Origin of the sequence: Dyadobacter sp. 22481, assembly GCF_052044875.1 — a bacterium.
GTDB classification, from domain to species: Bacteria; Bacteroidota; Bacteroidia; order Cytophagales; family Spirosomataceae; genus Dyadobacter; species Dyadobacter endophyticus.
This window is the reverse complement of sequence record NZ_JBQENV010000001.1, coordinates 165916-191012: the sequence shown is the minus strand read 5'-3', so window position 1 is coordinate 191012 and position 25097 is coordinate 165916. Positions and strand designations below refer to the sequence as shown.

Sequence of the window (25097 nt, the reverse complement as noted above, 5' to 3'; positions counted from 1 at the left end):
CTTCCTGGCTGGCCACGAATGGCAACCCAATCATAACCCTAACAAAAATGACGAAACTTTTTTCAATACTTTTTTTGACGATTCTGACGATCGGCACTATTGAATGCGTCGCACAAATTGCATCAGCAAACCAACGTATACCAGACCATCAGGAAATTATCACGGGTGCAGACCAGACTGAAAAATATTTGCCGCTTCTAAAGGGGAAACGAATTGGCCTGGTGGCAAATCAGAGTTCCATCATCGGCACAAAGAGCAGCGTAGACAGCTTGCTGAGCCTAGGTATCAAGATTGTTAAAGTGTTCGGACCTGAACACGGTTTCCGTGGCAACGCCAGTAACGGAGCCGCGGTAAACAATGAGACGGACGCCAAAACCGGCATTCCAATCATTTCTTTATACGGAAAAAACCAGAAACCGACGAAAGAACAACTGGCGGATATCGACCTTCTTGTATTTGATATTCAGGATGTGGGCTGTCGCTACTATACCAATATCAATACCCTTGAATATGTAATGGAAGCCTGTGGAGAGAATGATAAAGAACTGCTCATTCTTGACAGGCCCAATCCAAACGGATATGTGGTGGACGGACCGGTAATGACGGATGATCGATTTAAATCTGCCATAGGGATCCATTATACGCCTATGACGCACGGCATGACAATCGGCGAATTTGCCCAATACCTTAACGGTGAAGGATATCTGCCAAAACAATGCAAAATAAAGGTCATCAAGGTCGCTAACTATGATCATGATATGGCGTATGCATTACCGATCAATCCCTCGCCAAATTTGAATAGCCGGCAAGCTGTCATGCTTTTCCCCAGCTTATGTATGTTCGAAGGAACAGCCATCAATGAAGGAAGAGGAACCTATATGCCATTTACTATTCTGGGGGCGCCTGCATTGAAAGGCAAGTATCCATTTTCTTACAAACCGGTCGGTATTCCCGGAATGAGCGAGCGGCCCAATCACAAAGACTCTGTTTGCTACGGGCTCGACCTTCGGGAATACGATATGGCCAGTCTTCGCAAGCGCCGCCAGATCAATTTAGCGTGGCTCATCGAGTTGTACAATGCCTATCCGGATAAAGCGCATTTCTTTACCCCCGGAAGGGCTAACCAGGACATATCCGCCTTTGACCTGCGAATCGGAACTGATCAACTGCGAAAACAGATCGTAGCGGGCGTATCGGAAGCAGACATCAGAAAAAGTTGGGAGCCCGGATTGCAGCAGTTTAAGGCGATCAGAAAGAAGTATCTCCTATATCCCTAAGGGGGCTTTCGCTACACAGCCCCAAAGCGGTACTGCTGACTTTAGGGGTTCTTTACAGCTTTGTTTTGTGATTGAGACTGACGGCAGACAACAAGATTAGCTTTGAAACTGCCAGACTTTCTGATGCCGTCGGCCGGCAAAAAAGTAAATCCTGCTCAATAAATGCGCCGTCTACGCAACGCCCCTGTCCATGAGCACTATATCCGGGTAGTTTTGACCAAAAATTAAACGAAAGGATATGAAAACTTTAAAAATCCGCGCGTTGACGGCGTTGATGTTTGTTTCTCTTTGGGGCTGTCAGAAAAACGACGAAGCTTTTGACTGTCAATCCGTATATTCAGTTCCTTCTTTAACATCTGTTTTACTTTCAAACGTTAAACTATATCCGTCCGGATCGCTCATACCTACTACCCACATGCCATTTCCCACGAATGGCGTTTCCAACGCAATACCTCGTGCGAGCGCATCCCGATAAACCGTTAAGGCGTCATCGCAAATAAAGTAAATGGTAACGCCGTGCCCGGGTTTACCGTCTGCGAACCACTGGTCCAAGTGATTTTTCCGCACTTCCTGCAACATCAATGCAGCACCGCCTAATTGCAGCCAGCACCATTCGATACGCCCGTCGGGGACCCATTGATTGCTCACTTCAAAGCCTAGATCGTTGACATAGTATCGCAGCGACCTATCCATATCTGAAACCCAAAGAAAGGGCACCGCCTGCCGGATGTTGTCTGGAGTTTTCATAGGAAGCCAGATTTAGGAGTTGGTCGAATCTTTTGCTCGAAGATTTGAGGAAGTTAGCGGCTCTTCCGAATGATAGATAGCCCTAGCGCGCCCGCGCGGCCGCTTCTGGCGTAACTGGTGTAAAAAAGTTGACCAAGTTACCGTCCGGATCGCGGAAAAGCAGCGAGCGGTTTCCCCATGGCATTGTCGTTGGCTCCTGAACGAGTGCTTCGCCGAGGTAGGCTGCAAGTCGCTCGTAATATGTATCCACATTGTCAACCCGGAATTCAAGAATTACCGAACGGTTTGCCGCCGGTGAGGCAACGCCCTCGCCACCAAACAGTTGCAAAGTACGGATACTGCCTATTGCGAGTACAGCGACTGGTGTGCGAAACTCGGCAAAATCCTCGGTGTATCGGTTGGCAGGAAAGCCCGTGATTTCCTGATAAAAATCAATAAGCCGATCGATATCGGCGGTAATGATCCGTGTTGAAATGAATGTCATAGACTGGCTCGATTAATGCTTGATTTTCCAAAGAAACAACCATCATCTGACAACAGTATGTCAGCAGCAAATTCAGCAAAACCGACATTTTTTTGCTCCAATGCCTAAACCCAACCCCGCATGCCTTCAATAGATAAGTTCCCGCCGGAAGTGACAGCCGGTATTCTCCCTGCTGATCGGCATTTACACCTAGGCCGCTACCCTTTTTCCGGCATGTGTTTGATGTCGTAAAAGGCAAAGCCGATTGACAACACCAATGCGGTCAGTGAGCTGACTGTAAGCACGACAAGCTGCCCGGGCTCCTTTTCGAAATCGATAAAAAACATGAATGCGGAATATACGTAAGGATAGTAGATCGATTTGTCCCAATCCATCAATATGATGCCGGTAATCCATAGTCCCAGCCCAAGACCGAGCGGAATGACAAAGTTCCGGAAACGCAGGCTCAGCCAGTACTGGATGATCGAGACGGACAGGCAGCCCAGGTAAACACGGCCCGAAATCAGCAGCAGATTTTGCCAGTCGATGCTGGTAACCGTTAAGCGATAGGCCGGATTAAGGCGATGAACGAGCAGCCCCGACAATAGGACAAAACCATCGAAACAAATGATATAAAACGGCACAAGTGCCTGGATTACCAGCAACTTCGAAAAAAAGATGTCCGCAAAAGGCCGCGGCGAGGCATACACCTGTTTCCAGGTATTGCTTCGGAATTCGATCTGCACGACAAGGTTTGTGATCAATATGATATACATTGGCAGGATCACCGCCGCCACGTTCTTCCAATTAAACCGCAGGAAGGTCAGCCAGGGAGTCTGTTCAAATTTTGTCAGCAGCACCTCGGGCCGTTCGAGCAGAATGACCGCGTTGATCGCCGGAATGAATGCTGCGGCAAGGATCGTCAGCCACAGGGCAAAGCTTCTTTTGGTTTTAATGAACTCTGCGGACGTGTTAGCAAAAAATCTTGTTTTCATCGGTCAGGCTGAAATGATTTGTAAAAAAAGCTCTTCCAGGTCGTTGCCAACCGCGCCAAGCCGGCTCACCCGGACGCCACCTCCGACCAGCATGTGATTAATCAATGCGGCTTCATCCGGGCCTGAATGGCCAACATGGACAGTAAAGCCGTCTTTGACAAAGACAGAAAACCGGCCTGCGAGAATCTGCTCGGTCCTGGTAAGGTTGTCAACTTCGATTTCCAGCAGCGCGTGCCGGTGTTGCAGGCTTTGCAGCTCGGATAATGTCCCCTGAAAAAGCAGTTTGCCCTTATGAATAATCCCCACATGCGTCGCTACCTTCTCCACTTCTGCCAGCAAGTGGCTCGAAACGAGCACTGTCTTTCCCTGGTTTTGGTTCAAATCACGGATCAGCTCGCGGATCTCGATGATACCACTGGGGTCCAGGCCATTGGTGGGCTCGTCCATGATCAGCAGCTCGGGGTCATGCAGCAGGGCAATCGCAATTGAAAGCCGCTGTTTCATACCCAGCGAATAAGTCTTTGCTTTTTTGTGGGCCGCATCGGAAAGGCCCGTGATACGCAAAACCTGTTCAACCCTGCTTTTGGGGCAATCATAGGATCGCCTGAACACTTCCAGGTTTTCCTGTCCGGTCAAATGCAGGTAAAGCGAAGGCTGCTCGATCAGCGAGCCGATACGCCGTAAAATCTCGATCCGGCTGCGATGTATCTGATAACCGAAAAGGCGTATCCCGGTATTTTCGCTACGAAGAAGCCCCAGTAAGAGTCGTAAAGTCGTTGTTTTCCCCGCGCCGTTCGGCCCCAGAAAACCGTAGATACTGCCTTGCGGTACCTGTAGATTAATGTCGTCGAGAACCTTTTGACCTTTTTGAAAGCTGTAAACCAAATGGTCAGTTTCGATAACCGCTTGTTTCATTTCCGTTGTTGTTTTGATTGTGTATCAAAGAAATACGTAGCTTTTCACAAGCGGAAATAAAATCACCAACGGGCTTTATTTGCCTTCGAACGCATTGAAATGACCGACCAAAATACCGGCACGTTAGCCAATGCGCCTCAGCAGCTCTTCGCGAAACAGGTCACCGATCGGCACCTTCCTTTCTCCTATATAAATGATGTTGCGCTCGATGGCGGTGATTTTGCTGAGGGCGACGATAAAAGAGCGGTGCACGCGCACAAAGTCTTTTCCAGGCAGCTTGTCCTGGAATGCGGTAAGGGTTGTTAGCGTGTCGATCACCTGAGCTGGCGTATGTACGGCGACATAGTCCTTTTTCCCTTCGAGCAAAAGGATATCGTCCAGATCTACACGGATCATCCTGTGAGCCGACCTGATGAAAAGGTATTCTGGTCCGCTGACCTGGACGGGTGCCAGGCGCGACTGCACTTTCTGAACCGCCTTCAAAAAGCGCTCGAAAGAAAACGGTTTGACCAGGTAATCGACCACATCGGCTTCAAAACCTGCCAGCGCAAACTGGGGATAGGCTGTCGTAAGCACTGCCAGCGGCGGATTGGCGATCGCCGACAGAAAGTCCAGGCCGTTGACCTGGGGCATATTGATATCCAGCAGCAGCAGATCGCAGCCTGTACCATTAAGAACGGAAAGCGCCTCCAAAGGAGATGCAAAGGCGGCAACAAGTTCCAGGAAGGGGCATTTGGAGACGTAATTTTCAATTATTTCCAGTGCAAGGAATTCATCGTCGATGGCGATACATTTAATCATGGGCAGTGCTTGACAATTGAATGGTAAGATCGGCGGTGAACGAGTCGCCCGTCTGCTGTAATGCCAGTTCGTGCACCCGGGGGTAAAGCAACGCCAGCCTGCGGCGCAGATTGGCAATGCCAACGCCGCCTGAAAGCTCCGGCCCCGCCGCCCGCAGCCTATTTTCGGTATAAATCCTGAGCACGTTGCCGGCAAAACTGACCCTGATAGCCATCGGCAGCGATCCATGTTTGAATACATTCTCAACCAAAGGCAAAAGCAACAGCGGCTGGATCATCACCGCTTGCAGGTTACCCGACGTTTCAAATTGGATCCCCTCCCCCGACTTGCTGCGCAGCTCGTGCATGGCCACATACGTGCGTATCATCTCGATCTCTTTTTCGAGCGGGACCATTTCGGCATTGGTCTCATACAACAGGTAGCGCATCATTTCAGAAATACGCAGGATAACATCTGGTGTTTCGGCTGCCTGGCGCAGCGAGAGTGCATACAGATTGTTCAGCGAGTTGAAAAGAAAATGGGGATTAATCTGCGCCTTTAAAACCGCGAGTTCGGATTTCAGGTGCTCGTTTTCCTTTTCCTTGTCCCTCTGAACCTTCCTGTACCAATCAACGCTCAACCTTATAAGAAGCCCGAACAGGGCAAAAATAATGTAATTGCTAATCCGGGTCAGCAAAGGCAATAAATCGCCATTGGTTATCCGCTTGACACAATTACTTTCAGCCAGCAACAAGTCTTCTACCACGAGGACAGCTGCCGCCATCAGCAGCGCTGCCAGCAGATTTATCCCCAAAAACCGCGTTACACTGTGCCGCGGCAGCGATTTGGGGACCAGATAGAGGTAATTAAGATAAAAACTGCCTGCATGCATCCCGAAAGCCAGACCGTAATGTACAAAGAAGGCTTTCGGAGACATCCGGGCGAAGTTCCCGTAGAATACCAGGGTTGCGTAAATACCCCACGCAAGCACATGCAACAGCGCCGGAAGTTTCTTTTCCAGCAACGGCTGCCATGCTTCTTTTGTCGGCTCAATCATACGCGATAATACCCATTTCCATTCTCAACAGAAAAAAACTGGCTCAACAGGTATTTTTTGCCCGTCAATAAACCGATTTTATCGACCATTGCTTGTTCTGGTATCTAAATACCGGATTGTAAGTAAAATACCATCAAGCGGCGACGTGACTATCTATGACGCTACACTGACCTGCGGTATGTTGTCTTACGTCGGCGATTTACCTGATTACTATACAACGCGGCTATCACGCCTTATGCGCGGCTTTGATCATGGACGTCGCCCAGATATCGTAAAGCTCGTTCCATGCCTGACTGGCTTCTTCATCCCATCGGTCTTCAAGACGCTGTTCCAGCACTTGCAACAATGCCTTTCCCACCGTCGCATAATGGCGGCCCCTTACGCCGTACCCAGCATGCCGAACGGCCATTGCATCGATGTCTTTCTGTATTTCAGACATCGTTTGCAGGCGGCTCACCATGTACGTGATCATGTCGGTAAGCTTTCTTACCTGCTGCTCCATATCGCGCGGGAACATGGCCTGTAAGCTGGGATCGATTTCAAAAAGCGCCTCATAGAACATTTCTCCCGTCATCTCCGGCTGGGAAATGGCGTAGCTCCAGGTTGTTTTGATGATCAATATTTTCCGGTCTGTCACGGTTTGCCTGTTTATATCGACGAAGAATTTGCCTGACCAAAGAGATTGATTTTCGGCGGCAACACCAAAAAAGCGAGGTATACAATAGGTAATCAGCCTTTAAATACCCATCAGGTAATCCAACAAACTACCCTCCTCCCCCAGTTTCAGCTTTTTCCGAAGCCTGTGGCGGGCAGTTTTGACGCTGTCCGGCGAAATGCTGAGCAGCCCCGCGGATTCCTTTAAATTGAGGTTCAGTCTGATGAGCGCGCAAAGCCGGAGCTCGCCCGCGCTGAGTTCGGGATTGGCTTTTTTAAGTTTGGAGAAAAAATCCGGGTGAACCCCTTCAAAATAGGCCTTGAACTCGTCCCAATCCTTGTCTTGGTTGAAACTGTAATCGATCAGGTTGATGAGCTTGCTGAATAGCGGCGTATTTTCATCCCTGGGGCCCGTTTTCAATGCTTGCGAAACCGTTTGGCGGATATCTTCCAGGATACTGTTTTTCTGGATCAGGTTTAAAGTATGGGTGGTCAACGCCTTGTTCCGGAATTCCAGTTCGGCTTGGAGGCGCTGCTCTTTTTCAAAACCATTTTGTATCTCAATGTCTGCAAGCGCTCTTTGGGCGGCATGCAGTTCCTTGTCTTTGCCAACTTTCAATCGTTGCCTGTTAAAAGCCAGGGCTACAAGTATGAGTATCGCGGCCAATGCCACCATAACGGTGTTCCGGGTGGCATCTCCCAGGTCCTTCTCTTTTTGCAGCAGCTTGATCTCCGATTCCTTCCGCTCGTTTTCGTAATGCACGCGGAGATTGGTCATTTTTACGGTATTCTCTTCATTGAACAGCGAGTCTTTTAAAACCATCGCCAATTCCTGATAGCGAAATGCATTGGCAAATTTGCCGCTCTGCCCGTAAACGTGCGCCAATCCTTCATAAGCCAGCTGCAATGCGGGCCGTACCCCACTAGTCCTGGCCAGCTCTTCCGCCTGGTGATAACTGGTAAGCGCCTTTTGAAAATCGTTGGTTTTGGAATAAACATGGCCCAGTCCATTATAAGAGCTAACCATCGCGGGTTTCCGCTGGAATTCATGATTGATGGCCAGTGCCTTTTCATACTCCGTCGCGGCTAAGTCATATTTTCCGGTTTGGAAGTAGATCTCGCCGAGATTGTTGTGGCAAATGATCTGGCCATTTATATCCTTGAACTGGTCGAACAGCTCCAATCCTTTTTGTGCGCTGGCGAGTGCCGCATTAAAATCTTTTTTCCGGATTTGGATCGAGGCGATATTAATGTAGGAGCCGGCAAGCGACTTCCGGTCACCCGCTTTCATCCAGATCGCCTGCGCCTGCTTGTAGAAGTTCAGCGCCTCATCGTAGTTCTTTTGGTTTTTATGGACATTACCAATGCTGTTGAGGATATTGGAACTGCGCTTCTGATCCCTGAGACCCTGAAAAATAGCCAGCGCTTGTAAATAATTGTCCAGCGCATGACCGTAATTTCCCTGTTCGCCATAGATAATTCCCGCACTAGCGATGGCTTTGCCAACGCCAATCTCGTTTTCGATGTCTTTTGAGATCTTCTCACTTTTTGAATAATGGGCAAGCGCTTGGGGGTATTTGTTTTTTTGCCAATAATATACCCCGAGCGCATATTCACCGTCTGCCTCGCCTTTCGGGTAGTTTATTTTACGTGAAATCGACAACACTTTTTCCGCATTGGCCAATGTCTTTTCCGGGGCAGTACTCCACGATTCCATTGCGATCTCAAAGATCAGGTTCACCCGTGTGGTGTCCGATTGTGCTTTGGTTAAAAGATTTTGGAGGCTATCAATTTTGGGAGACTGTGCAAAAACGGGTAAAGTAGCAATGAGCAGGAGGTAGAGCATTAATTTCATCGAGACGTTCCGCCAGTCTGTTTAGGTTTCACGAATATAATTGTAACTGAGAAGACTATTCAGTGATTCGGCCCCAAATGACCAATAAGCTTATTTAACGTAAAGTGGCAGAAAAGTGCTGAGACTTATTTCTTCAAGACCTTCACAGTTTGCGTTTGGGTCGGCGTACTCACCCGAATCAGGTACAATCCTGTTTGCTTTTGCGTCATGGAGATCGTTTCTTGATAATTTCCGTTTCGAGCAGTCACCACTTTGTCAAAGATCGTCCGCCCCGAAAGGTCCGACAATTGAAGGCGTATCGTCTCGCCACTCGCACCTTCCACATTCAGCGAAAATTGATCCAAAACCGGATTGGGATATGTAATGGCGTTAAATGCATCTTCGGGCGCTACGTTTTCAAGTCCGGTACTGTCGCCTGCGAAAGCTTGCCGCATATTATTGTCAGCTGAAAATGCATTTTGTTGTGCCGGGGCAGCAGAGCTCGTCCCAGGCGACGTTTGAATTCCCACAAATCCGCCGGTAATGAAAATACCATTACCATAAGTAATTGTCAGCAAGTCGACGCTTACCTTGCTCTTCAAAGCCGTCCACGCTACGCCAGGAATATATCTGAACAATTTTCCATCTCTTCCACAAATCACGAACTGGCCATTTGCAAACGCCACGTCGAGATAGTGAATATCACTGTAAGGATCGCTGGTTGCTGACCAGACCTTTCCGTCTGACGATGTCGCAAACGACTTTGCAAGGCCCACAGCTACCCATTTGCCGTTTCCATAAGTCACACTTTCCAATGGATACGGCGTGCCGCTGGCCCTGAATGTCCATTGATTACCATCCGTGGAGGTTGCCAAAATTCCTTGCAATCCTACCAGCACGAACATTCCGTTGGCATAAGCCACAGCTTTGTAGTGGTAATTACTCTTAGTAACCGCCTTATACCAGGTTTTACCATCAGAGGAATATAGAATGAGGCCATGATCGCCGACTGCGACGAATTTACCACCACCATATGCGACACCTTCAAGCCTTTGTCCGTACTCTACCTGGCTATAACTCCACACGTAACCGTCGATAGAGGTTTGAATGATGGCGTCTGTGCCCACTGCGACAAAAAGTCCTTTACCAAACGTAACGGAGGTAAACACTTCTGCCCCGAGATTCAATTGGATCGTTTCCGCCGCCTTATAATTTATACCATCCAGGGTAGTCAAAATCAGGTTGCGCTTCGTTCCATAGATTTCGCCGTTATTCGTACCGCCAGCGAGTACAAGACGCCCGTTTCCATAAGCCGAACCGCCGATCTGCGTCTTCCAGTAATTGACTGTCTCCGAAACCCAGGTGAGGCCGTCGTTATATGACGAGCGGAACATACAACCTTCCCCCGTGGCCAGAAACTGATTCTGAAGATGGCGTACGCTATAAAGGTTTTGATCGATGGCCGTCGCAACGAGTGGATTATTCCAGGAAATACCATCGGCAGAAGTAAGTACCTTATTTTTGTTTTGGATCATGACAACAAACTTCCCGGTCTGCGGATTCGATGCGACTGCTTTCAGGATCAATGTCTGATCAGCCAGACTATATGAGCTCCACGCCATTCCTTCTGCCGAAGCGACGATCGTACCTTTAATGCCGACTGCTACGAAACGTCCTGATTTGTTGATACTGATGCCATACAAAGTGTTTGTTGTTGCAGAAACCCTTGCAGTCCATGTTACACCATTGTCATTAGATGTTTTCAAAAGGCCACTTTCCCCGACCGACACAAAAAGTCCGTTGCCGTAAACGACGTCATAAATGCTGTTTTGCTGCTTATCTGACCTGATAGTCCAGTCAATACCACTCGATGATGTTAACCGGCAACCCTGCATCCCCACCGCGACGAAAGTTCCGCCACCATAGGCAAGGCTGTACAGGTTCCGGTCTGTTCCCGAATCATGCTGGTACCAGCTCAGGCCATCGGTTGATGTCAAGACTGTCCCAAGGTCTCCCACCACGACAAAAATTCCATTGGCGTATACAATGCGCCTCAAATTTCTGGTCTTGCCGACGGGTGATGATCGTTCGTCCCAGGTAATACCGTCGGTTGAAACCCGGATCATCCCGGACTGCCCTACTGCTACATACTTTCCTGCACCAAATGCAACGTCAAAAAGAACAATGCTGGGTAATAGCTGGCGGCTCGTCCAATCAATCTGTGCCTGGGCTGCGAAAATCTGGACAAACAGCAGCAGTACCAGCAATGTATGTTTAAAGTAGTTGTTTGGCCTTTTAGTAATCGAAAGTTTCATGACTAATGCTAATTTGTATTTGAAAAAATGAAAATGGTGTTGGCGACAAACAATCGCAGGTTAATTTTTACGGCCATTTGAGAACCGGAATATCAGCAACCAAAGCAGAAAGGCCAGTCCTGGCAAATCGGGTATGGCGAGCAACAGCTTGGCGGCTGCGTAAAAGCCATTGCTGAATAGCCAAAAACTTCCCGACAATGCAACAAGAGGCACGCCAATGGCGACGATCGCCGCCCTATAAAAGGGTGCCGACGGGCCTCCCGGAGTAGTGTATACGCTGTCTCTGAAAAGGTAAAGCAAAACCAGCAGTGTACCGGCGCAAAAAAACCAAAGAACCCAGAAGACGATCATTTGCAAGCATTATTAGAGGTGCATGGTAAAAGGCCGGGGTTTTACTGCCCCGGCCTTAAATCTCCTTAATACGATATCAGGGCATTTTCGTGATAGATATCCAGCACCAGGGTATCTGTGCTTTTGACCTGTACCAGAATGTATTTTCCGCCTGGCGTTTTGTAAGCTAGCACCGTTCCGACTGGAATATAGTTTGTCCAGAACGCGGAACCCGCAGGGGCCCAGTTCGCGCCGCCCCCCGTGTAAAATTTGAGCGTAGCCAAATATTCTTTCGTCAGTTTACTGACATCCTGGATGCCTGCAATTGCGAAATGCATTGATTCTGTGTTGATCGCATAGTAGCAATTGGAACCTACTCCCCAGCTGATATCTCCTGCATGCTCATCCACGATCGAGAACGGACTGGTCAGTTTCAATCCTTTGAGTAGCGGAACTGTCGCTGTGTGAACGTATTTCCAGGTAACCGTTAAGAAAGGTGGTATTTGTTTCGGTGTCCTGCCGTCTACCTGCATAGCCGCTGTGCTTTCGTTTGGCGTAGCCGCATAACCAGCCATGGTAGGCATTGCGCCGCCATCCGGCGTCAGGTCATTCGGTTTTTCGCAGCTCAAAATAAACAGTGAAAGTGAAAGCATTGCGGTACTCGTAAGAACATTTTTCATGGCGTTTTGCATGTGGTTTAAATAAATTGAATTGATTTGACTAGTAAATATCCTTGGATAAAGCATCGCGGGTAAAACTCGGCCGACATCGGCGATTGTGTGTAAAATCCTGATGATCATGTGATGCAAATATTCTCAGATTCGACTGATGCAAACTTAGGAATGGCGGCGGCAGGCATCCTATTCCGACGGGTATACAAGAGGTACACTGGCCTGGAAAGTAGGTATACAAAAGGTAACGATAAGGCTTCTCCTGAAAAATACCGACTAAATCAATACTTCATGGTCATACCAACAGCCGTCCTTAATTTTTATTCACGGAATGAAGGCTTCCCGTTTTCAGGGCATTGGTGGCTTAAACTCGGTAATAATTTTATCATGATTCCTAAATTAATGGACTAATCGGACTGCCGACGCGGCTGTTTTTACAATTTTGTCCAACCATTTAGGGGGCTAACACAGGTATCGGTTCCCGCGGCCGGCAGTGCCGTGTAAATCTACGCACTGCTAATCTCGGTGCTACTTATTACACGACACTGTTGATTTTCTTATATTCGGTAGGCGTTTGTCCAGTAATGTTCTTGAACGTGCGAGAGAAATAAGAAAGACTATCAAAGCCGGTTTCTGTCGCAATTTCCGAAAGGGTAAGATTTGTGGCAATAATGAGGTACTGCGCCCTTTCAATTCTTTTCTTCTGGATGTATACCAACGGGCGTTCCCCTGTATAGCTGGTGAAAATCTTGGAAAAATAATTAGCATTATAGCTTACCCGGTCAGCTAAATGTTCAACAGTCAGATTCTGCTGCAGATGCGTGAGGATATAATTGATCGAGTCGAGAATCTTGGAAGGAATCTTTTTTGGCTCCGCAGGCTGGAAGTACTCAAGCCTTAAGAATCGTGCAATCAATTCGAGAATCAAGCCTTTCGTCTCGATGTAGTCAGACAGCGGTATCAGATTGTTTTTTTTCTGAAAACCGGCAAGTGTGGGCTGTTTCTCGTACTCACGGGGATTGTCTGACCTTCTCAGATCCCTACCAGGGTTCAGTTGCAGAATCCTTTTGAAGCGAATGGTGTCTTCCGGTTCCGACCGAATCTTATAGATTTTTCTGCCGGAAGAAAATAGCGAGGTCCCGTCTGTAGTTTCTTCCAATACATGAACGTAAAACTGGCTGAGATGTTTGGGGCAGTGGTGACTGCATAAAGTGAAACTGGGCACCAAATACAAGTAGCCTTTCTCCAAGACATGCCCACTGTCTTCCTCACCGAGCAACCCATACCCGTCATCAATCAAGTAAATCCGATAAAAAGGACTGATTACATTTCGATAATTCCAATTTTTGTTCAATTGTACATAGTCCGCATTCAATAACGAAAATATGGATTTAAAGCCTTCATTGTCCATTCAAGTCGATAATTGTCATTGATACATTTTTCAAAGATAGTCTGATTTGTTAAAATAAAAAGTATTTTTGTACAATTACTACAATTTATTAAACTATACATTTGTCCCATATTCCGATCTCCTGGAAATCGGTATGTTTTGACTACTTACCAATTGCCAAAATAGTGCTATGCAGAGAAGAACGATCGGGGCACATGGCGTTCGAAGAGCAGGAGTAACGCCAAAGATACTGTGCCAGCGACTGGCGCAATGAGCCTATGTACACGCATTACACCGCGCAGAATGGGGCGATGTTCATTACGTCGTTACAAGCATGGATTCTGACAGTGAGCTGACGCTGGAAGGCAGAGGGCAAAAATCGAGCTTCCACGACGGGAGAAAGCGAAACCGCCAGCTTTTTGGAGCAAAAGTCAAAACAACGATGTTATTCCGAAATTCGGCGGTTCTGACACAAACACGGTGCGTGATCTGATAGAGGGCACGTATAGCGGTAATCGGCAGTACATGTCTGAATTTCGAGCAACCACGTTAGCGGCTTCGGCCGACCAGAAATGGCATTTGATGGAACAAATTTACAAAATGGAACAAGCAGGTTAATTAGAAAATCAATTGCAAATAATGAAAAAATATACCTCAGAAGCTACCTTCATAAATAGCCGGCATCATATGCTGAGAGGATTGTTAATGGTTCTTTTAATCACGCAATTGTCGGGGAATTGCCTTGGGCAACCTACCCCACCTAAGCCATTTGGCCCGGAGCCCAACAAAAACCAGATCAGATGGCAGCAAATGGAGTACTATGCCTTTATACACTTATCGACCAATACATTCACCGACCAGGAATGGGGATACGGGGAGGACGATCCTAAGATTTTCAATCCCGAGAAACTGGATTGTCGCCAGTGGGCGCGGGTATGTAAGGCAGCGGGGATGAAGGGGATCATACTGACGGCCAAACACCACTCCGGATTCTGTCTGTGGCCTTCCAGGTACACGGAGTATTCTGTAAAAAATTCCAGTTGGAAAGCGGGAAAAGGTGACATCGTTCGGGAATTGGCGGAGGCCTGTAAAGAATATGGCCTTAAACTTGGAATTTATTTATCTCCCTGGGACCGCAACTACTCGGATTACGGCAAGCCGGAATACATTACCTATTTCCGAAATCAGCTCACCGAACTACTAACGAATTACGGCGAGGTTTTTGAGATATGGTTTGATGGTGCGAACGGGGGCTCAGGATATTACGGCGGCGCGAAAGAAACGCGCCGAATTGATGCCAAAACCTACTACGACTGGCTAAATACCTACAAATTGATCCGAAAATTGCAACCCAACATTGTCATTTGGAACGATGGCGGCGACCGGGCGGACCTGCGCTGGGTGGGAACCGAGGATGGACATGTGGGTGAAAAAAATTGGAGCCTGTTGAATGCTTCCGGCGAAGTCACCAGGGATATGCTTCGACATGGTCTTGAAAACGGAGATTCATGGGTGCCGGGTGAAGTCAATACCTCAATTCGTCCGGGATGGTTTTATCATGAATATGAAGACAGCAAGGTTAAAACATTACCACGGCTGCTGGAAACTTATTACAGCTCCTTTGGCCGGAACGGAACGCTACTGCTCAACTTCCCGGTCGACAAAAGAGGTTTAATCCATGAAAACGACGAAAAGGCGGTTTTGGAACTGGCCGAAACCGTCAGAAAAACCTTTGCCGTGGATCTTGCAGCAAACAAAAAAGTCAGTGCATCGAACGTCCGCGGCAATGCCAAAGTGTTTGGTGCTGATAAAGCGCTGGACGGCAAGAAAGATACCTACTGGGCCACCGATGATAAGCTCACGTCTGCTTCACTGACTATTGATTTTGGAAAACCAACTACCTTTAACCGCTTTCTGGTGCAGGAATATATTCCCCTTGGGCAGCGGGTGAAATCCTTTCAGCTTGAAGCGAAGGTAGGAAGCGAATGGAAACAGCTGGCTTCCCAAAGCACGATCGGATACAAACGAATCCTCGTTTTCCCGACGGTTCAGACAACGCAGCTCCGCTTTACCATTACAGATGCAAAGAGTTCTCCCATCATTTCCAACATCGGTGTTTACAATGCGCCCCAGGTACTCACTGCGCCGGCTATCACCAGGAATAAGGATGGCGCTGTCACCATCGAAGCGGCTGATAAAGAATCGGATATTTACTATACACTCGACGGCAGTGCGCCAGGCAAGCATTCAACAAGGTACACCGCACCGGTTCAAACTGATGGAAAGATCGAAGTCCGCACGATCGCCGTCGATTCGAAATCGGGAGCAGGTAGCCCGGAGGCGCGGGAGAAATTTGATATAACTCGCAAAACCTGGAAGCTTTTAAACTTGGCAGACGAAAAAGCCATTGCGGTGATCGACGGAAACCCCAACACGGCCTGGTACCAGCCGCGGGACCAAAAAATGCCGGTAGATATCGTCATTGATTTAGGTGAGCAGCAGGCATTGACCGGTTTCAAATATCTTCCGGGCCAGGGAAGAATCGACGGTATCATCTCCCATTTCCAGTTTTACGTGTCAACCGATGGTCAAACATGGAAACTGGCAACTGAGGGAGAATTCTCCAACATTAAAAACAATCCATTAATCCAGATCAAACAATTCGACGCGGTTAAAGGACGGTATATCAAGCTCCGCGCACTTCAAAACACGCAGGGGAATGGCGAAGTGGGTTATGGTGAAATTGATGTGATTACGCAATAGCTGATCGCTGACACACGTGCGGATATGCTCCATTATTTCCAAAATACCAGATGACGGATCAAGGGATCCTTTCGAAATAACGGACTGAGTTTCAACTCTTATTGCCATCCTGATAATGTTAAGTGCGGTGTCAAGAATAATATCATCTGGACGCCGCGTTGGGGTAGTCACTTCCCTTTGTATTATTTCTAACAGGGCAACTACCGATGAAAGGAATGCTAAAAATCGATACCGAATTCCTTGATTTGTTTCCAAAACGATTTTGGGGATACACCATTCAAGATTATTTACCGCAGGCTGTCTAACGCCTTTTGCGCAAATGTCTCGTCATTGGCTGGCGATGACCCGCCTACACCGATACCGCCAATGATTTTCCCGTCTTTTACAATCGGAAGCCCGCCCTGCTGAACAGCAATAGCGAAGGAACCTGCTCCGGATGGCATTATTTTAGCATTAAGCGGCGTTCCCGCCGCCGCCGCATCAGCGGCCGCTTTGGTAGGCATACCAAAAAGTATGGCGGCACGTGCTTTTCCCTGAGAACTGGTCACAGCCATACTGATGGCGCCGTCCATTCTTTCAAAAAACACAAGGTCGCCATTGGCGTCCACGATACTGATGGCGACATTGGCGTTGGCAGCCTTGGCGGCTGCGCTAGCGGCCTCGGTTAGTGATTTGGCAGTCGCCAAATCCATTAGCGCAGGCGCGCCGCCACGCGGCGGGCCTTGGGCGAAAGCGATACCCGCGGCACAAATGCCGATCAGACAGAAGAATGCAAATGCTAGCTTTTTCATATTCGGATTGTTCTTTTGATTATTGAAATATTTGTTAGTTTTCTTCACCTTCCTTGATATAGGTGTTTGTAATACGCTTGGTTTATGCCGGTCTAATTTTGTTTGAATTCTCCGGTAGCACGCAACTCTACTTCATCTGCTACTGTTTTTGAAGCCAGTGATGTGCCAACCATGAAGTCCTGGCCGTCGATTTTGGTTGTAGCCTTAATTCCCAGAATCAGCTTCTTTGATATCAGGTTGAAAGGTTTGCATTTAAATTATGGGTGGGCCGGATAGCTGCTGTATTGGATGGCTGCATCCAGTATTTGACTTGTTATGGCAAGTTCCTGTTGGTCGCGGGGAGAATAAATCAACATATAAGTCCTGGCTACCATGCCCTCTCCATTAGCCAGGCCGTGTAATTCCCCCCATCCTTTTTCGATCACTTCTTTGGTATCGCTCGGGCTGAGAATCAGATGCATAGATCCGTCAAATGCATGGATATGGCCGATTTCAGCATGGGAAAGACCAACAACGGTCTGGTTCCCTTTGGTAGGGTCGGCCAAAAAAATCCCCGGGCTATGCTTTTCCAGATAGGAATTTCGATACATCAGCTGCCCATGTGAACCTTGTACCGCGGCATCAAATAGCTCAGTCTGTTTCTTTCTGATCTGCCCGGTATTATGCTGGTCAGTTTGACGGTGGGGTACGGCGAATGGGGCTATGGAAGGTTTTGTTCCCGGACGTTTTGGCAACGGTTGCAACGAAGCCAGGTCCCCGTTTTTACCTATGTATGGACTGACCCTGTCCACATCCAGTGGATCCTTCATTGCCATGCCCATCTTTTTCACCGTCCGGTAACCTTCCAGGGTGTGCGGTAAGCCTCCAATGCCTAAGGCAACCCAGGCGCGATAATCCTGATATTCCTGCGCGGTTAGACTCTTTTGAATCACGGAATCAATCGACGCTTGTGATTTGACCGTGTCACCGACCTGCCTGCCGATAATAGTGTCCGATTTCTGAGCAAAAACGAGCAGGTTGAGAAGCAGGCAGAGAACTGTGATAATTAGGATCGCTTTCATAGCCGCAACAACTGTTGATTGGTTTCAAATGTTGTTGCAAAGTAAGCGCTGCGTGAAGGGTTACTGCTAGTACTTTTTACAGGTATAATAGCACTTTTCACAATAGGCCATACGCTTTTGACCAGCTACAAAATAATCGACTTGCGAAACTCGGACGGGGTGGTTTGGGTATGCTTCTTAAAGAAGCGGTTGAAGTACGAAAGATTTTCAAAGCCAAGCCGGTAGGCAATTTCAGCAACCTGCAGTGAGGTATGGATCAGGTATGCTTTGGCTTCCAGTAAAAGTTTTTCCTGGATCATCGCCGATGCCGTTTGTCCTGTCACTTTTTTAACTGAAGAATTCAGATAATTCGGATTCATGTTCATCATTTCAGCAAGCGCTGAGACGGATGGCATTATGGTGTGCTTGCCGGCCTGGAGCTGGACAATGTAAGATTCAAGCTGTTTCCTGAACAAATTATACAGTAAGCGGTTTTCTTTTGTTTTGCCCGTCAATTTGCCGGTATTCGTCTCGTAAATTCTTTTTATTTTATGCAGATAGACGGGAAGGAGGTTTTTGAGCATTTCTGTTTTGTCGGGGCGGCTCGAACCTGTTTCTTCAATCATTTCATCTGAAAGCAGTTTAAGGTTTGAAGCCTGCTGATCGCTGATCGCAAGCGGCAAAGCGCCGTCGGCAGTAAAATAGGGATACAAGCTTTCATATCCGGGACGGACAGGATCCAATGGCAAAAAGTCCTTTGAAAAATACACCACATTACCATAGAGCTTTCCCGACCGGCTCCATGATTCCAGTTTTCCTGGGTAACTGAAAATGAGGGTATTGGCTGCAATCTCTGTTTTTTTATTTTCGTATAGATGAAAAAGGTTTTCGGAGGTTAAATGAATGATCCGATAAAAGTTGGTCCGGCAAAGAGGCATGCTCATCAGCCTCTTGTCTGGCTGATCCTGCAAGCGCATACACATAATTTCATTGTTAACAGGCTCTCCAAGTCCGTAAACCCGGAAAAAATCTGCGATCGAGTTTAATACAGGTATATGTTCAGCAGTTTCTGGCATAAGGCCAAATTACTGGATTTCTGTGTGCCGATATTATTGAATGATACATTTTTAAGAAATCCGGCCATGAAGCAGCGTTCACGAAGGATTATCAACCTAACATCTTTGAAATTATTTTGATGCGACTCTAAGCCACTCAGGCACCAGTATCAGTGAGCAATGAGGGTACTACCATCAACCCGATATTCCCAGAATTTTCCTTCAACTGGAGTGTTCCGTCGTTTCGTCGTAGTTCAGCTTACCAGTCCAGAAACACCATTCCGGCGCCGCAGATGGTAATCGTAAGACCACCCAGGGCGTGCATATACTTTTCAAGTGAGGACAAACGAAAAATTGAAATACCAAAGAATCCCAGCAAAACCATCAGGAGCATCATTGCCAGCGTGCAAATCGTGTAGACGGCAATCATCGTTACCATCGTTGCCCAGGAGCTTTTCGCTGCCGGGAAATAAAGGAGCGGGATCATCGGCTCACAAGGCCCTAGCAGGAATATGATAAACATCACCCATGGCGTGACCTTATGGCGGTCGCCCGGCACAACTGACTGATTATGATTGTGTTCATACACATACAGTTCCCCGTTATCACTGGCATCGAAATGTTTGTGTGAATACCCGCGCCGTATCTTCCATAATCCCCATATCCCGTAAACAATCCCGAAACCGAGTAACATCCAGCCCGCAATGCCTCCCCTTACGCCTTCCAGCCATTCTATCCTGCTCAGCGACCAGCCCGCAGCCGCGCCGCCAAGGCCCAGCAGTACCGAACTCCAAACATGCGCGCAGCCGCAAAGTACCGTCCAGCCAATGGTCCTGGGAAGCGACCAGTTTCTGCTTCGGGACAATGCAATGAATGGAACATAATGGTCGGGGCCGCTGAGCGTGTGCAGACAAGCGATGCTAATCGCCGCAGCCATTAATACCTGAAACTCGGTTTGCATAATATATTGTCGTTTGTAATAATTTCCGATACCATTTTGAGTGCCTGCATCAGCCGTTCGGAATGGTTGCCCAGCATTCGCAACGCGAACCCGTTGACCGGCAACCCGGTAATACCGAAATCGATACCCGGGATCGCCGCCAGCGCTTCCGTCAAATGCGGGACCAGACCCGGAACATCCAGTTGCTGATCAATACAGAGCAGCCCTCCCTGGTGTGTAAAACCTTCCAAATGCCCGATCCCCCGCGGATCGACGCGTTGCGGTACCAGACGCAGATTTTCCTTTACCATGAGCTTGTCTTCCAGAAACACTTCGGTTACCGAGCGGTAGTTGGAAAATTGGAACATCTCCCCGTTCAGCTTCCGCCCGCAGGTTATGATTTCACCCCATATCAGCCTACTGTCTGCAGAGAGAAATATTTGGTTATCAGCCCGGAAATCGGCTCCCACTTGTGGTACGCAAGGATGTGGCAGGTATGTCAATGCAGCCCTGGGAGCCAAATCCACCCGCACCTGCTGACGTGCCGCCGATGCCATACTGAACAGTCGCTGGTACGATTGTGTGTGCCAGTGTAGGGCCGCGCCTTCTTCCAGCTGAATGCCGATCTGGTAACAGTCCCCGGCCAGCACACCCGGCGATGCGCTCATTTGCATTAAATGCAAGGTGGGCCGCCGCCTGTCTTCGGTAACATCCGCTATTTTGAACGGAGGTTGCCAAAAGCTCTTTTTCAGGTAGGTGCGTCCGTCGCGCAGGGCGGCCGTAATGTCCAGGGAAGCAATCATCGGACCAGCTCGGGCTCGTCAATCTCTTCCATCAATGCGTACCGGCGTATCCATCCGATCACCTGGTCGAGGCCTTGGAGCGACATCAGGTTGGTGAAAACAAAAGGCGCGCCATTCCGCATCCTGCGCGCGTCACACTCCATCACGCCCAGGTCGGCGTGCACGTAAGGCGCGAGGTCTATCTTGTTGATCACCAGCAAATCGCTGCGGGTGATGCCTGGCCCACCCTTCCGCGGGATCTTATCCCCTTCGGCCACGTCGATCACAAAAATACTCAGGTCGGCAAGATCGGGACTGAATGTGGCCGACAGGTTATCGCCACCGCTTTCGATGAAAATGATTTCCAGATCGGGAAAGCGCTCCGCCATTTCTTCGACAGCTTCCAGGTTCATGCTCGCGTCCTCGCGGATGGCCGTGTGCGGGCAACCGCCGGTTTCGACGCCAATGATCCGCTCCGGTGGCAAAAGGCTGTTGACGGTCAGGAACGCGGCATCTTCGCGGGTGTAAATATCGTTGGTAATAACGCCTACGCTGTAAACCGAAGCCATTTGCCGTGTAAGCCGCTCGATGAGGGCTGTTTTACCGGACCCCACGGGACCAGCCACGCCGATTTTAATATAGTTACGAGTCATGTTAGGACATATAAAGTCTTGAATACAAAGTTTCATGCTGCATGCAGCGGATATCAAAGCCGGTGCAGCAAAGTCCGAGCAGGTCGCGGTCCGGATTCATGGTATTTTCGACCAGCTCCGCTATCAATGGTTGTAATGAAAATAAAAGCTCCTGCCCCTCCTGCTGTCCCAGCGGGATCATCTTGACGCTATTGGTAACCATTCCCACACTCACATTGTAATAAAATCCCGCAAGCATGTCATTCTTAGGAATGTCCATCGCAGCGGCGCACATCCCGAAAGCCAGACAGTAATGCCCCGAAGCGGTCTTTTTGCGGATAGCTTGGGCATACTGGTCCAGTACAGGATTTTGCAAGACAGGTTGGAATACTTTTAACAACCGGATCCCCAGTTTAGCGCTCGCTTCGCGGATTTCCCTGGGCAGTTTGAGCGCCGTACATTCGGTATCCAGACAAATGCATTCGTCGATATCGCTATGGCAAACCGCCTCATAAGCCAGCGAAGCAAATGCCGCGTCGCCATACCGGATATTTTCAGTGAGCATTTGTCGGATGTAGTCGCCGGCGCTGTCCCGGCTGCACACCTTCCCCGACTGTACGTAGGTTTCCAGCCCGCCCGAATGCGCATACCCGCCGATCGGCAGCGTCGGATCGCTTAGTTGCAGCAGGCTGAGCATACGCATTTCCATATCAGGAATTGGTTAATTGCATGATTTTCGAAAACAAACTGCCGCTATTTCCCGAAGGATGTGGCGAAACGGTCGTTCTGAGCGGTTGGAGCAACTTCCGATTTTCCCGCAGCACAGCATACCCCTGCGCTACCAGCAAGCGATAGAGCGGCGCCTCGAACGGCACCAGCAATGCATTGTCTTCGAAAAAAAGCGGCAGGTGTTTGTTCCCGATTTCGTAGCAAAGTGAAGCCGTTTCAAACAGGCTGCCCGGTTTTACCACAATGCTATCGCAAGGAAGAATGCGGGCAACGATCAGCCGCTCCCCATCGGCATGCAACACATCACCTTCCGTAATTTCCGGCGATTCGGCCAGAAATTTCAGGGATACCGCCACTCCCTCACTGCTTTTCTTATGCAGGATCCGCTTTCTGGTCTCGAACCATTCCAGGTCCAGCCAGTCGGGCTCAATGCCCATGCCCTCGTACGCTTCGATTCGCCCGGCTTTTTCCCTGATGATCATTTTACAAATGCGTTGATAGTCAATCGGATATTTTATCAAAAAAGAAAATAGCGCTGGGCTAACGGCACTACCGAAACCGGCTCGCAGGTGATGTGCGCTCCGTCTACTTTCACTTCGTAGTTCTCAGGGTTCACATCGATGTGCGGGGTCGCGTCGTTGTGGATCAGGTCTTTTTTGGAAATGTTGCGGCAATTCCGGACGGGCCGCAGCAGCTTTTCCAAACCATATTGCTGCACAACACCCTCATCCAATGAACATTGCGAAACAAAACTGATGCAGGTACCCGTCAGCGCCTTGCCATAAGCCCCGAACATATGCCGGTATATAACAGGCTGCGGAGTGGGAATAGACGCATTCGGATCGCCCATTCTGCTGCCAATGATCATACCACCCTTGATGATCATTTCCGGCTTTACCCCGAAAAACGCAGGTTTCCATAGCACCAGATCGGCCAGTTTCCCCGGTTCGATAGAGCCGACATATTCCGAAATGCCGTGGGTAATGGCCGGGTTAATTGTGTATTTGGCCACATATCTTTTTGCCCGGAAATTGTCATTGCCCGCCTGGCTGTCTTCCGGCAGGAAACCACGCTGCTTTTTCATCTTATCGGCCGTCTGCCACGTGCGCGTGATCACCTCCGCCACCCGGCCCATGGCCTGCGAATCGGAGCTCATCATACTGAAAACGCCCATATCGTGCAGAATATCCTCGGCGGCGATCGTCTCGGGACGGATACGAGAGTCGGCAAATGAAACATCCTCGGGCACCGATTTGTCCAAATGGTGGCATACCATGAGCATATCGAGATGTTCATCGATGGTGTTGACGGTAAAAGGTCGGGTCGGATTGGTGGATGACGGAAGGATATTGGGATACATCGCCGCCTTGATAATGTCGGGCGCATGCCCCCCGCCGGCCCCCTCCGTGTGGTAAGTATGGATCACGCGCCCGCCGATGGCCTCCATGGTACTCTCCAGAAAACCGGCCTCATTGAGCGTGTCGGTGTGTATAGCCACTTGAATGTCCAAACGATCGGCGACACGGAGCGATGCGTGGATCACTGCCGGCGTGGCACCCCAGTCTTCGTGGATCTTCAACCCGATTGCCCCTGCCCTCACCTGCTCTTCAAGAGGGGCTTCGGTGGCGCAGTTTCCTTTACCGGTAAATCCAAGGTTCATCGGAAAAGCTTCTGCGGCTTCCAGCATTTTACGGATATTCCAGGCGCCGGGCGTAACAGTAGTTGCATTGGTGCCATCCGCCGGCCCGGTACCACCACCGATCATGGTGGTAATCCCGCTGAACAATGCGTGGTCGATTTGCTGGGGACAGATAAAATGAATATGCGTATCAATGCCACCCGCGGTCGCGATCAGCCCCGCACCGCCGTGTACTTCTGTGGCCGCGCCGATGACCATTCCGGGCGTAATACCGTCGGTGGTATCGGGGTTGCCCGCCTTGCCGACAGCCACAATATGCCCGTCGCGGATACCGACGTCGGCCTTGACAATGCCCCAGTGATCGATGATCATCACGCTGGTAATGACCATATCCAGTACGCCTTCGTCGCGCACAGCCGTGCCCGACTGCGCCATGCCGTCGCGGATCGTTTTGCCCCCTCCAAATTTCGATTCTTCACCATACCCTTCCGGCCCGCCCACTGATAGATCCCGCTCGATCTCGATGATCAGGTCAGTATCGCCCAGGCGCACCCGGTCGCCCGTGGTAGGGCCGTACATATTGGCGTATTTAATGCGGTTAATGCGCAGACTCATGGCAGTTCGTTTTTAAAACCCCTGTTTAATGCTTCGGCCAGCGCCGCATCCTCGCCCCCTTCCAGCGGGCCGTCTACCAGGTTATTGAAGCCAAAAACATGGCCGCTGCCTGCTAACGCTACCAACCATACGTCTTTTTCCTCACCGGGCTCGAAACGCACCGCTGTACCCGCCGGGATGTTCAGGCGCATGCCATATGTCCTCCCACGCTCAAATGCGAGCTGCTTGTTGGCTTCAAAAAAATGAAAATGCGAGCCTACCTGAACCGGCCTGTCGCCTGTATTGACGACCGTGAGCTGCTCGGTGCGACGGCCGGGATTGGCCACAATGTCGCCTTCCGCGAGAAAGTATTCACCTGGTACCATATCGTGACTTTTTAACGTATCGGATTGTGGACCGTCACCAGCTTGGTGCCATCCGGAAAGGTAGCTTCGATCTGAATATCATGGATCATTTCAGGAATACCTTCCATGACATCCTCACGGGCCAGAATCGTAGCGCCAAACTGCATGAGTTGCGCCACCGAATGCCCGTCACGTGCCGCTTCCTGCAACCGGCTGCTGATCAGCGCGATCGATTCGGGGTAGTTCAGTCTCAACCCGCGGGCCTTTCGCTTTTCGGCCAGCTCGCCGGCCAGAAACAACATGAGCTTTTCCTGTTCTCTGGGAGATAAATGCATAGCG

25 protein-coding genes are annotated in these 25097 nt (G+C 49.3%); 2 read left to right on the top strand and 23 right to left on the bottom strand.

From position 1 onward, the window contains the following. Window positions 1–47 precede the first annotated feature (47 nt). Complete coding sequence (locus ACTJJJ_RS00750) at window positions 48–1277, top strand: exo-beta-N-acetylmuramidase NamZ family protein (RefSeq protein ID WP_440701129.1); 1230 nt, start codon at window positions 48–50, stop codon at window positions 1275–1277. Between the two features lie 324 nt (window positions 1278–1601). Here ACTJJJ_RS00750 and ACTJJJ_RS00745 read toward each other — a convergent pair whose 3' ends face one another. From ACTJJJ_RS00745 to ACTJJJ_RS00690, 12 genes are all read right to left on the bottom strand, one after another. Continuing rightward, on the bottom strand, window positions 1602–2024 hold the full coding sequence (locus ACTJJJ_RS00745) for a VOC family protein (RefSeq protein ID WP_440701128.1): 423 nt from the start codon (window positions 2022–2024) through the stop codon (window positions 1602–1604). 82 nt (window positions 2025–2106) lie between these two features. Then, a complete protein-coding gene (locus ACTJJJ_RS00740) occupies window positions 2107–2508 on the bottom strand; it encodes a VOC family protein (RefSeq protein ID WP_440701127.1) in 402 nt (133 codons plus the stop codon). Between the two features lie 197 nt (window positions 2509–2705). Continuing rightward, window positions 2706–3482: an ABC transporter permease gene (locus ACTJJJ_RS00735; protein WP_440701126.1), complete on the bottom strand. Its 777-nt coding sequence runs from the start codon at window positions 3480–3482 to the stop codon at window positions 2706–2708. 3 nt (window positions 3483–3485) lie between these two features. Beyond that, on the bottom strand, window positions 3486–4397 hold the full coding sequence (locus tag ACTJJJ_RS00730) for an ABC transporter ATP-binding protein (protein ID WP_440701125.1): 912 nt from the start codon (window positions 4395–4397) through the stop codon (window positions 3486–3488). A 123-nt stretch (window positions 4398–4520) separates the two neighbouring features. Continuing rightward, window positions 4521–5198 (bottom strand): LytR/AlgR family response regulator transcription factor, encoded by a 678-nt coding sequence (locus ACTJJJ_RS00725; protein WP_440701124.1) that lies wholly within the window; start codon window positions 5196–5198, stop codon window positions 4521–4523. Continuing rightward, window positions 5191–6234, bottom strand: coding sequence for a sensor histidine kinase (locus tag ACTJJJ_RS00720; RefSeq protein WP_440701123.1), 1044 nt, complete (start codon window positions 6232–6234; stop codon window positions 5191–5193). Before ACTJJJ_RS00720 ends, ACTJJJ_RS00725 begins: the two co-directional genes overlap by 8 nt. A 226-nt stretch (window positions 6235–6460) precedes the next feature. After that, window positions 6461–6871: a globin domain-containing protein gene (locus tag ACTJJJ_RS00715; protein ID WP_440701122.1), complete on the bottom strand. Its 411-nt coding sequence runs from the start codon at window positions 6869–6871 to the stop codon at window positions 6461–6463. A gap of 99 nt (window positions 6872–6970) precedes the next feature. Further along, window positions 6971–8734, bottom strand: a complete 1764-nt coding sequence (locus ACTJJJ_RS00710) for a tetratricopeptide repeat protein (RefSeq protein ID WP_440701121.1) — start codon at window positions 8732–8734, stop codon at window positions 6971–6973. Between the two features lie 134 nt (window positions 8735–8868). Then, window positions 8869–11037, bottom strand: coding sequence for a T9SS type A sorting domain-containing protein (locus ACTJJJ_RS00705; protein ID WP_440701120.1), 2169 nt, complete (start codon window positions 11035–11037; stop codon window positions 8869–8871). A 60-nt stretch (window positions 11038–11097) separates the two neighbouring features. Continuing rightward, a complete protein-coding gene (locus ACTJJJ_RS00700) occupies window positions 11098–11388 on the bottom strand; it encodes a hypothetical protein (RefSeq protein WP_440701119.1) in 291 nt (96 codons plus the stop codon). A gap of 65 nt (window positions 11389–11453) precedes the next feature. Beyond that, window positions 11454–12047 (bottom strand): hypothetical protein, encoded by a 594-nt coding sequence (locus ACTJJJ_RS00695; RefSeq protein WP_440701118.1) that lies wholly within the window; start codon window positions 12045–12047, stop codon window positions 11454–11456. Window positions 12048–12573: 526 nt separating this feature from the next. After that, a complete protein-coding gene (locus tag ACTJJJ_RS00690; protein ID WP_426295230.1) occupies window positions 12574–13449 on the bottom strand; it encodes a helix-turn-helix domain-containing protein in 876 nt (291 codons plus the stop codon). 618 nt (window positions 13450–14067) lie between these two features. Here ACTJJJ_RS00690 and ACTJJJ_RS00685 point away from each other — a divergent pair. Beyond that, entirely contained in the window at window positions 14068–16191 is a 2124-nt protein-coding gene (locus ACTJJJ_RS00685; protein WP_440701117.1) for an alpha-L-fucosidase, read from the top strand. A gap of 287 nt (window positions 16192–16478) precedes the next feature. On the opposite strand, the gene ACTJJJ_RS00680 is transcribed toward ACTJJJ_RS00685, so the two are convergent. The 11 genes from ACTJJJ_RS00680 to ureA form a co-directional block, all read right to left on the bottom strand. Next, window positions 16479–16982 (bottom strand): heme-binding protein, encoded by a 504-nt coding sequence (locus tag ACTJJJ_RS00680; RefSeq protein WP_440701116.1) that lies wholly within the window; start codon window positions 16980–16982, stop codon window positions 16479–16481. A 257-nt stretch (window positions 16983–17239) separates the two neighbouring features. Beyond that, window positions 17240–18043, bottom strand: coding sequence for a luciferase domain-containing protein (locus ACTJJJ_RS00675; RefSeq protein ID WP_440701115.1), 804 nt, complete (start codon window positions 18041–18043; stop codon window positions 17240–17242). Between the two features lie 125 nt (window positions 18044–18168). Then, window positions 18169–18999, bottom strand: coding sequence for a helix-turn-helix domain-containing protein (locus ACTJJJ_RS00670; protein WP_440701114.1), 831 nt, complete (start codon window positions 18997–18999; stop codon window positions 18169–18171). A 337-nt stretch (window positions 19000–19336) separates the two neighbouring features. Next, a complete protein-coding gene (locus ACTJJJ_RS00665) occupies window positions 19337–20038 on the bottom strand; it encodes a hypothetical protein (RefSeq protein ID WP_426295237.1) in 702 nt (233 codons plus the stop codon). Continuing rightward, window positions 20014–20820 carry an urease accessory protein UreD gene (locus ACTJJJ_RS00660; RefSeq protein ID WP_440701113.1) on the bottom strand — a complete coding sequence of 269 codons (807 nt, stop codon included), beginning with the start codon at window positions 20818–20820 and terminating at the stop codon, window positions 20014–20016. The genes ACTJJJ_RS00665 and ACTJJJ_RS00660 overlap by 25 nt, the downstream gene beginning before the upstream one ends. After that, window positions 20817–21452, bottom strand: a complete 636-nt coding sequence (gene ureG / locus ACTJJJ_RS00655) for an urease accessory protein UreG (RefSeq protein WP_440701112.1) — start codon at window positions 21450–21452, stop codon at window positions 20817–20819. The genes ACTJJJ_RS00660 and ureG overlap by 4 nt, the downstream gene beginning before the upstream one ends. A gap of 1 nt (window position 21453) precedes the next feature. Then, window positions 21454–22140 (bottom strand): urease accessory protein UreF, encoded by a 687-nt coding sequence (locus ACTJJJ_RS00650; protein WP_440701111.1) that lies wholly within the window; start codon window positions 22138–22140, stop codon window positions 21454–21456. Window position 22141: 1 nt separating this feature from the next. Next, window positions 22142–22642 (bottom strand): urease accessory protein UreE, encoded by a 501-nt coding sequence (locus ACTJJJ_RS00645; protein ID WP_440701110.1) that lies wholly within the window; start codon window positions 22640–22642, stop codon window positions 22142–22144. A 35-nt stretch (window positions 22643–22677) separates the two neighbouring features. Further along, window positions 22678–24414 carry an urease subunit alpha gene (gene ureC / locus ACTJJJ_RS00640; RefSeq protein ID WP_440701109.1) on the bottom strand — a complete coding sequence of 579 codons (1737 nt, stop codon included), beginning with the start codon at window positions 24412–24414 and terminating at the stop codon, window positions 22678–22680. Further along, window positions 24411–24779: an urease subunit beta gene (gene ureB, locus ACTJJJ_RS00635; RefSeq protein WP_440701108.1), complete on the bottom strand. Its 369-nt coding sequence runs from the start codon at window positions 24777–24779 to the stop codon at window positions 24411–24413. Before ureB ends, ureC begins: the two co-directional genes overlap by 4 nt. Before the next feature lie 11 nt (window positions 24780–24790). Continuing rightward, window positions 24791–25093 carry an urease subunit gamma gene (gene ureA / locus ACTJJJ_RS00630; RefSeq protein WP_188931752.1) on the bottom strand — a complete coding sequence of 101 codons (303 nt, stop codon included), beginning with the start codon at window positions 25091–25093 and terminating at the stop codon, window positions 24791–24793. Window positions 25094–25097 lie beyond the last annotated feature (4 nt).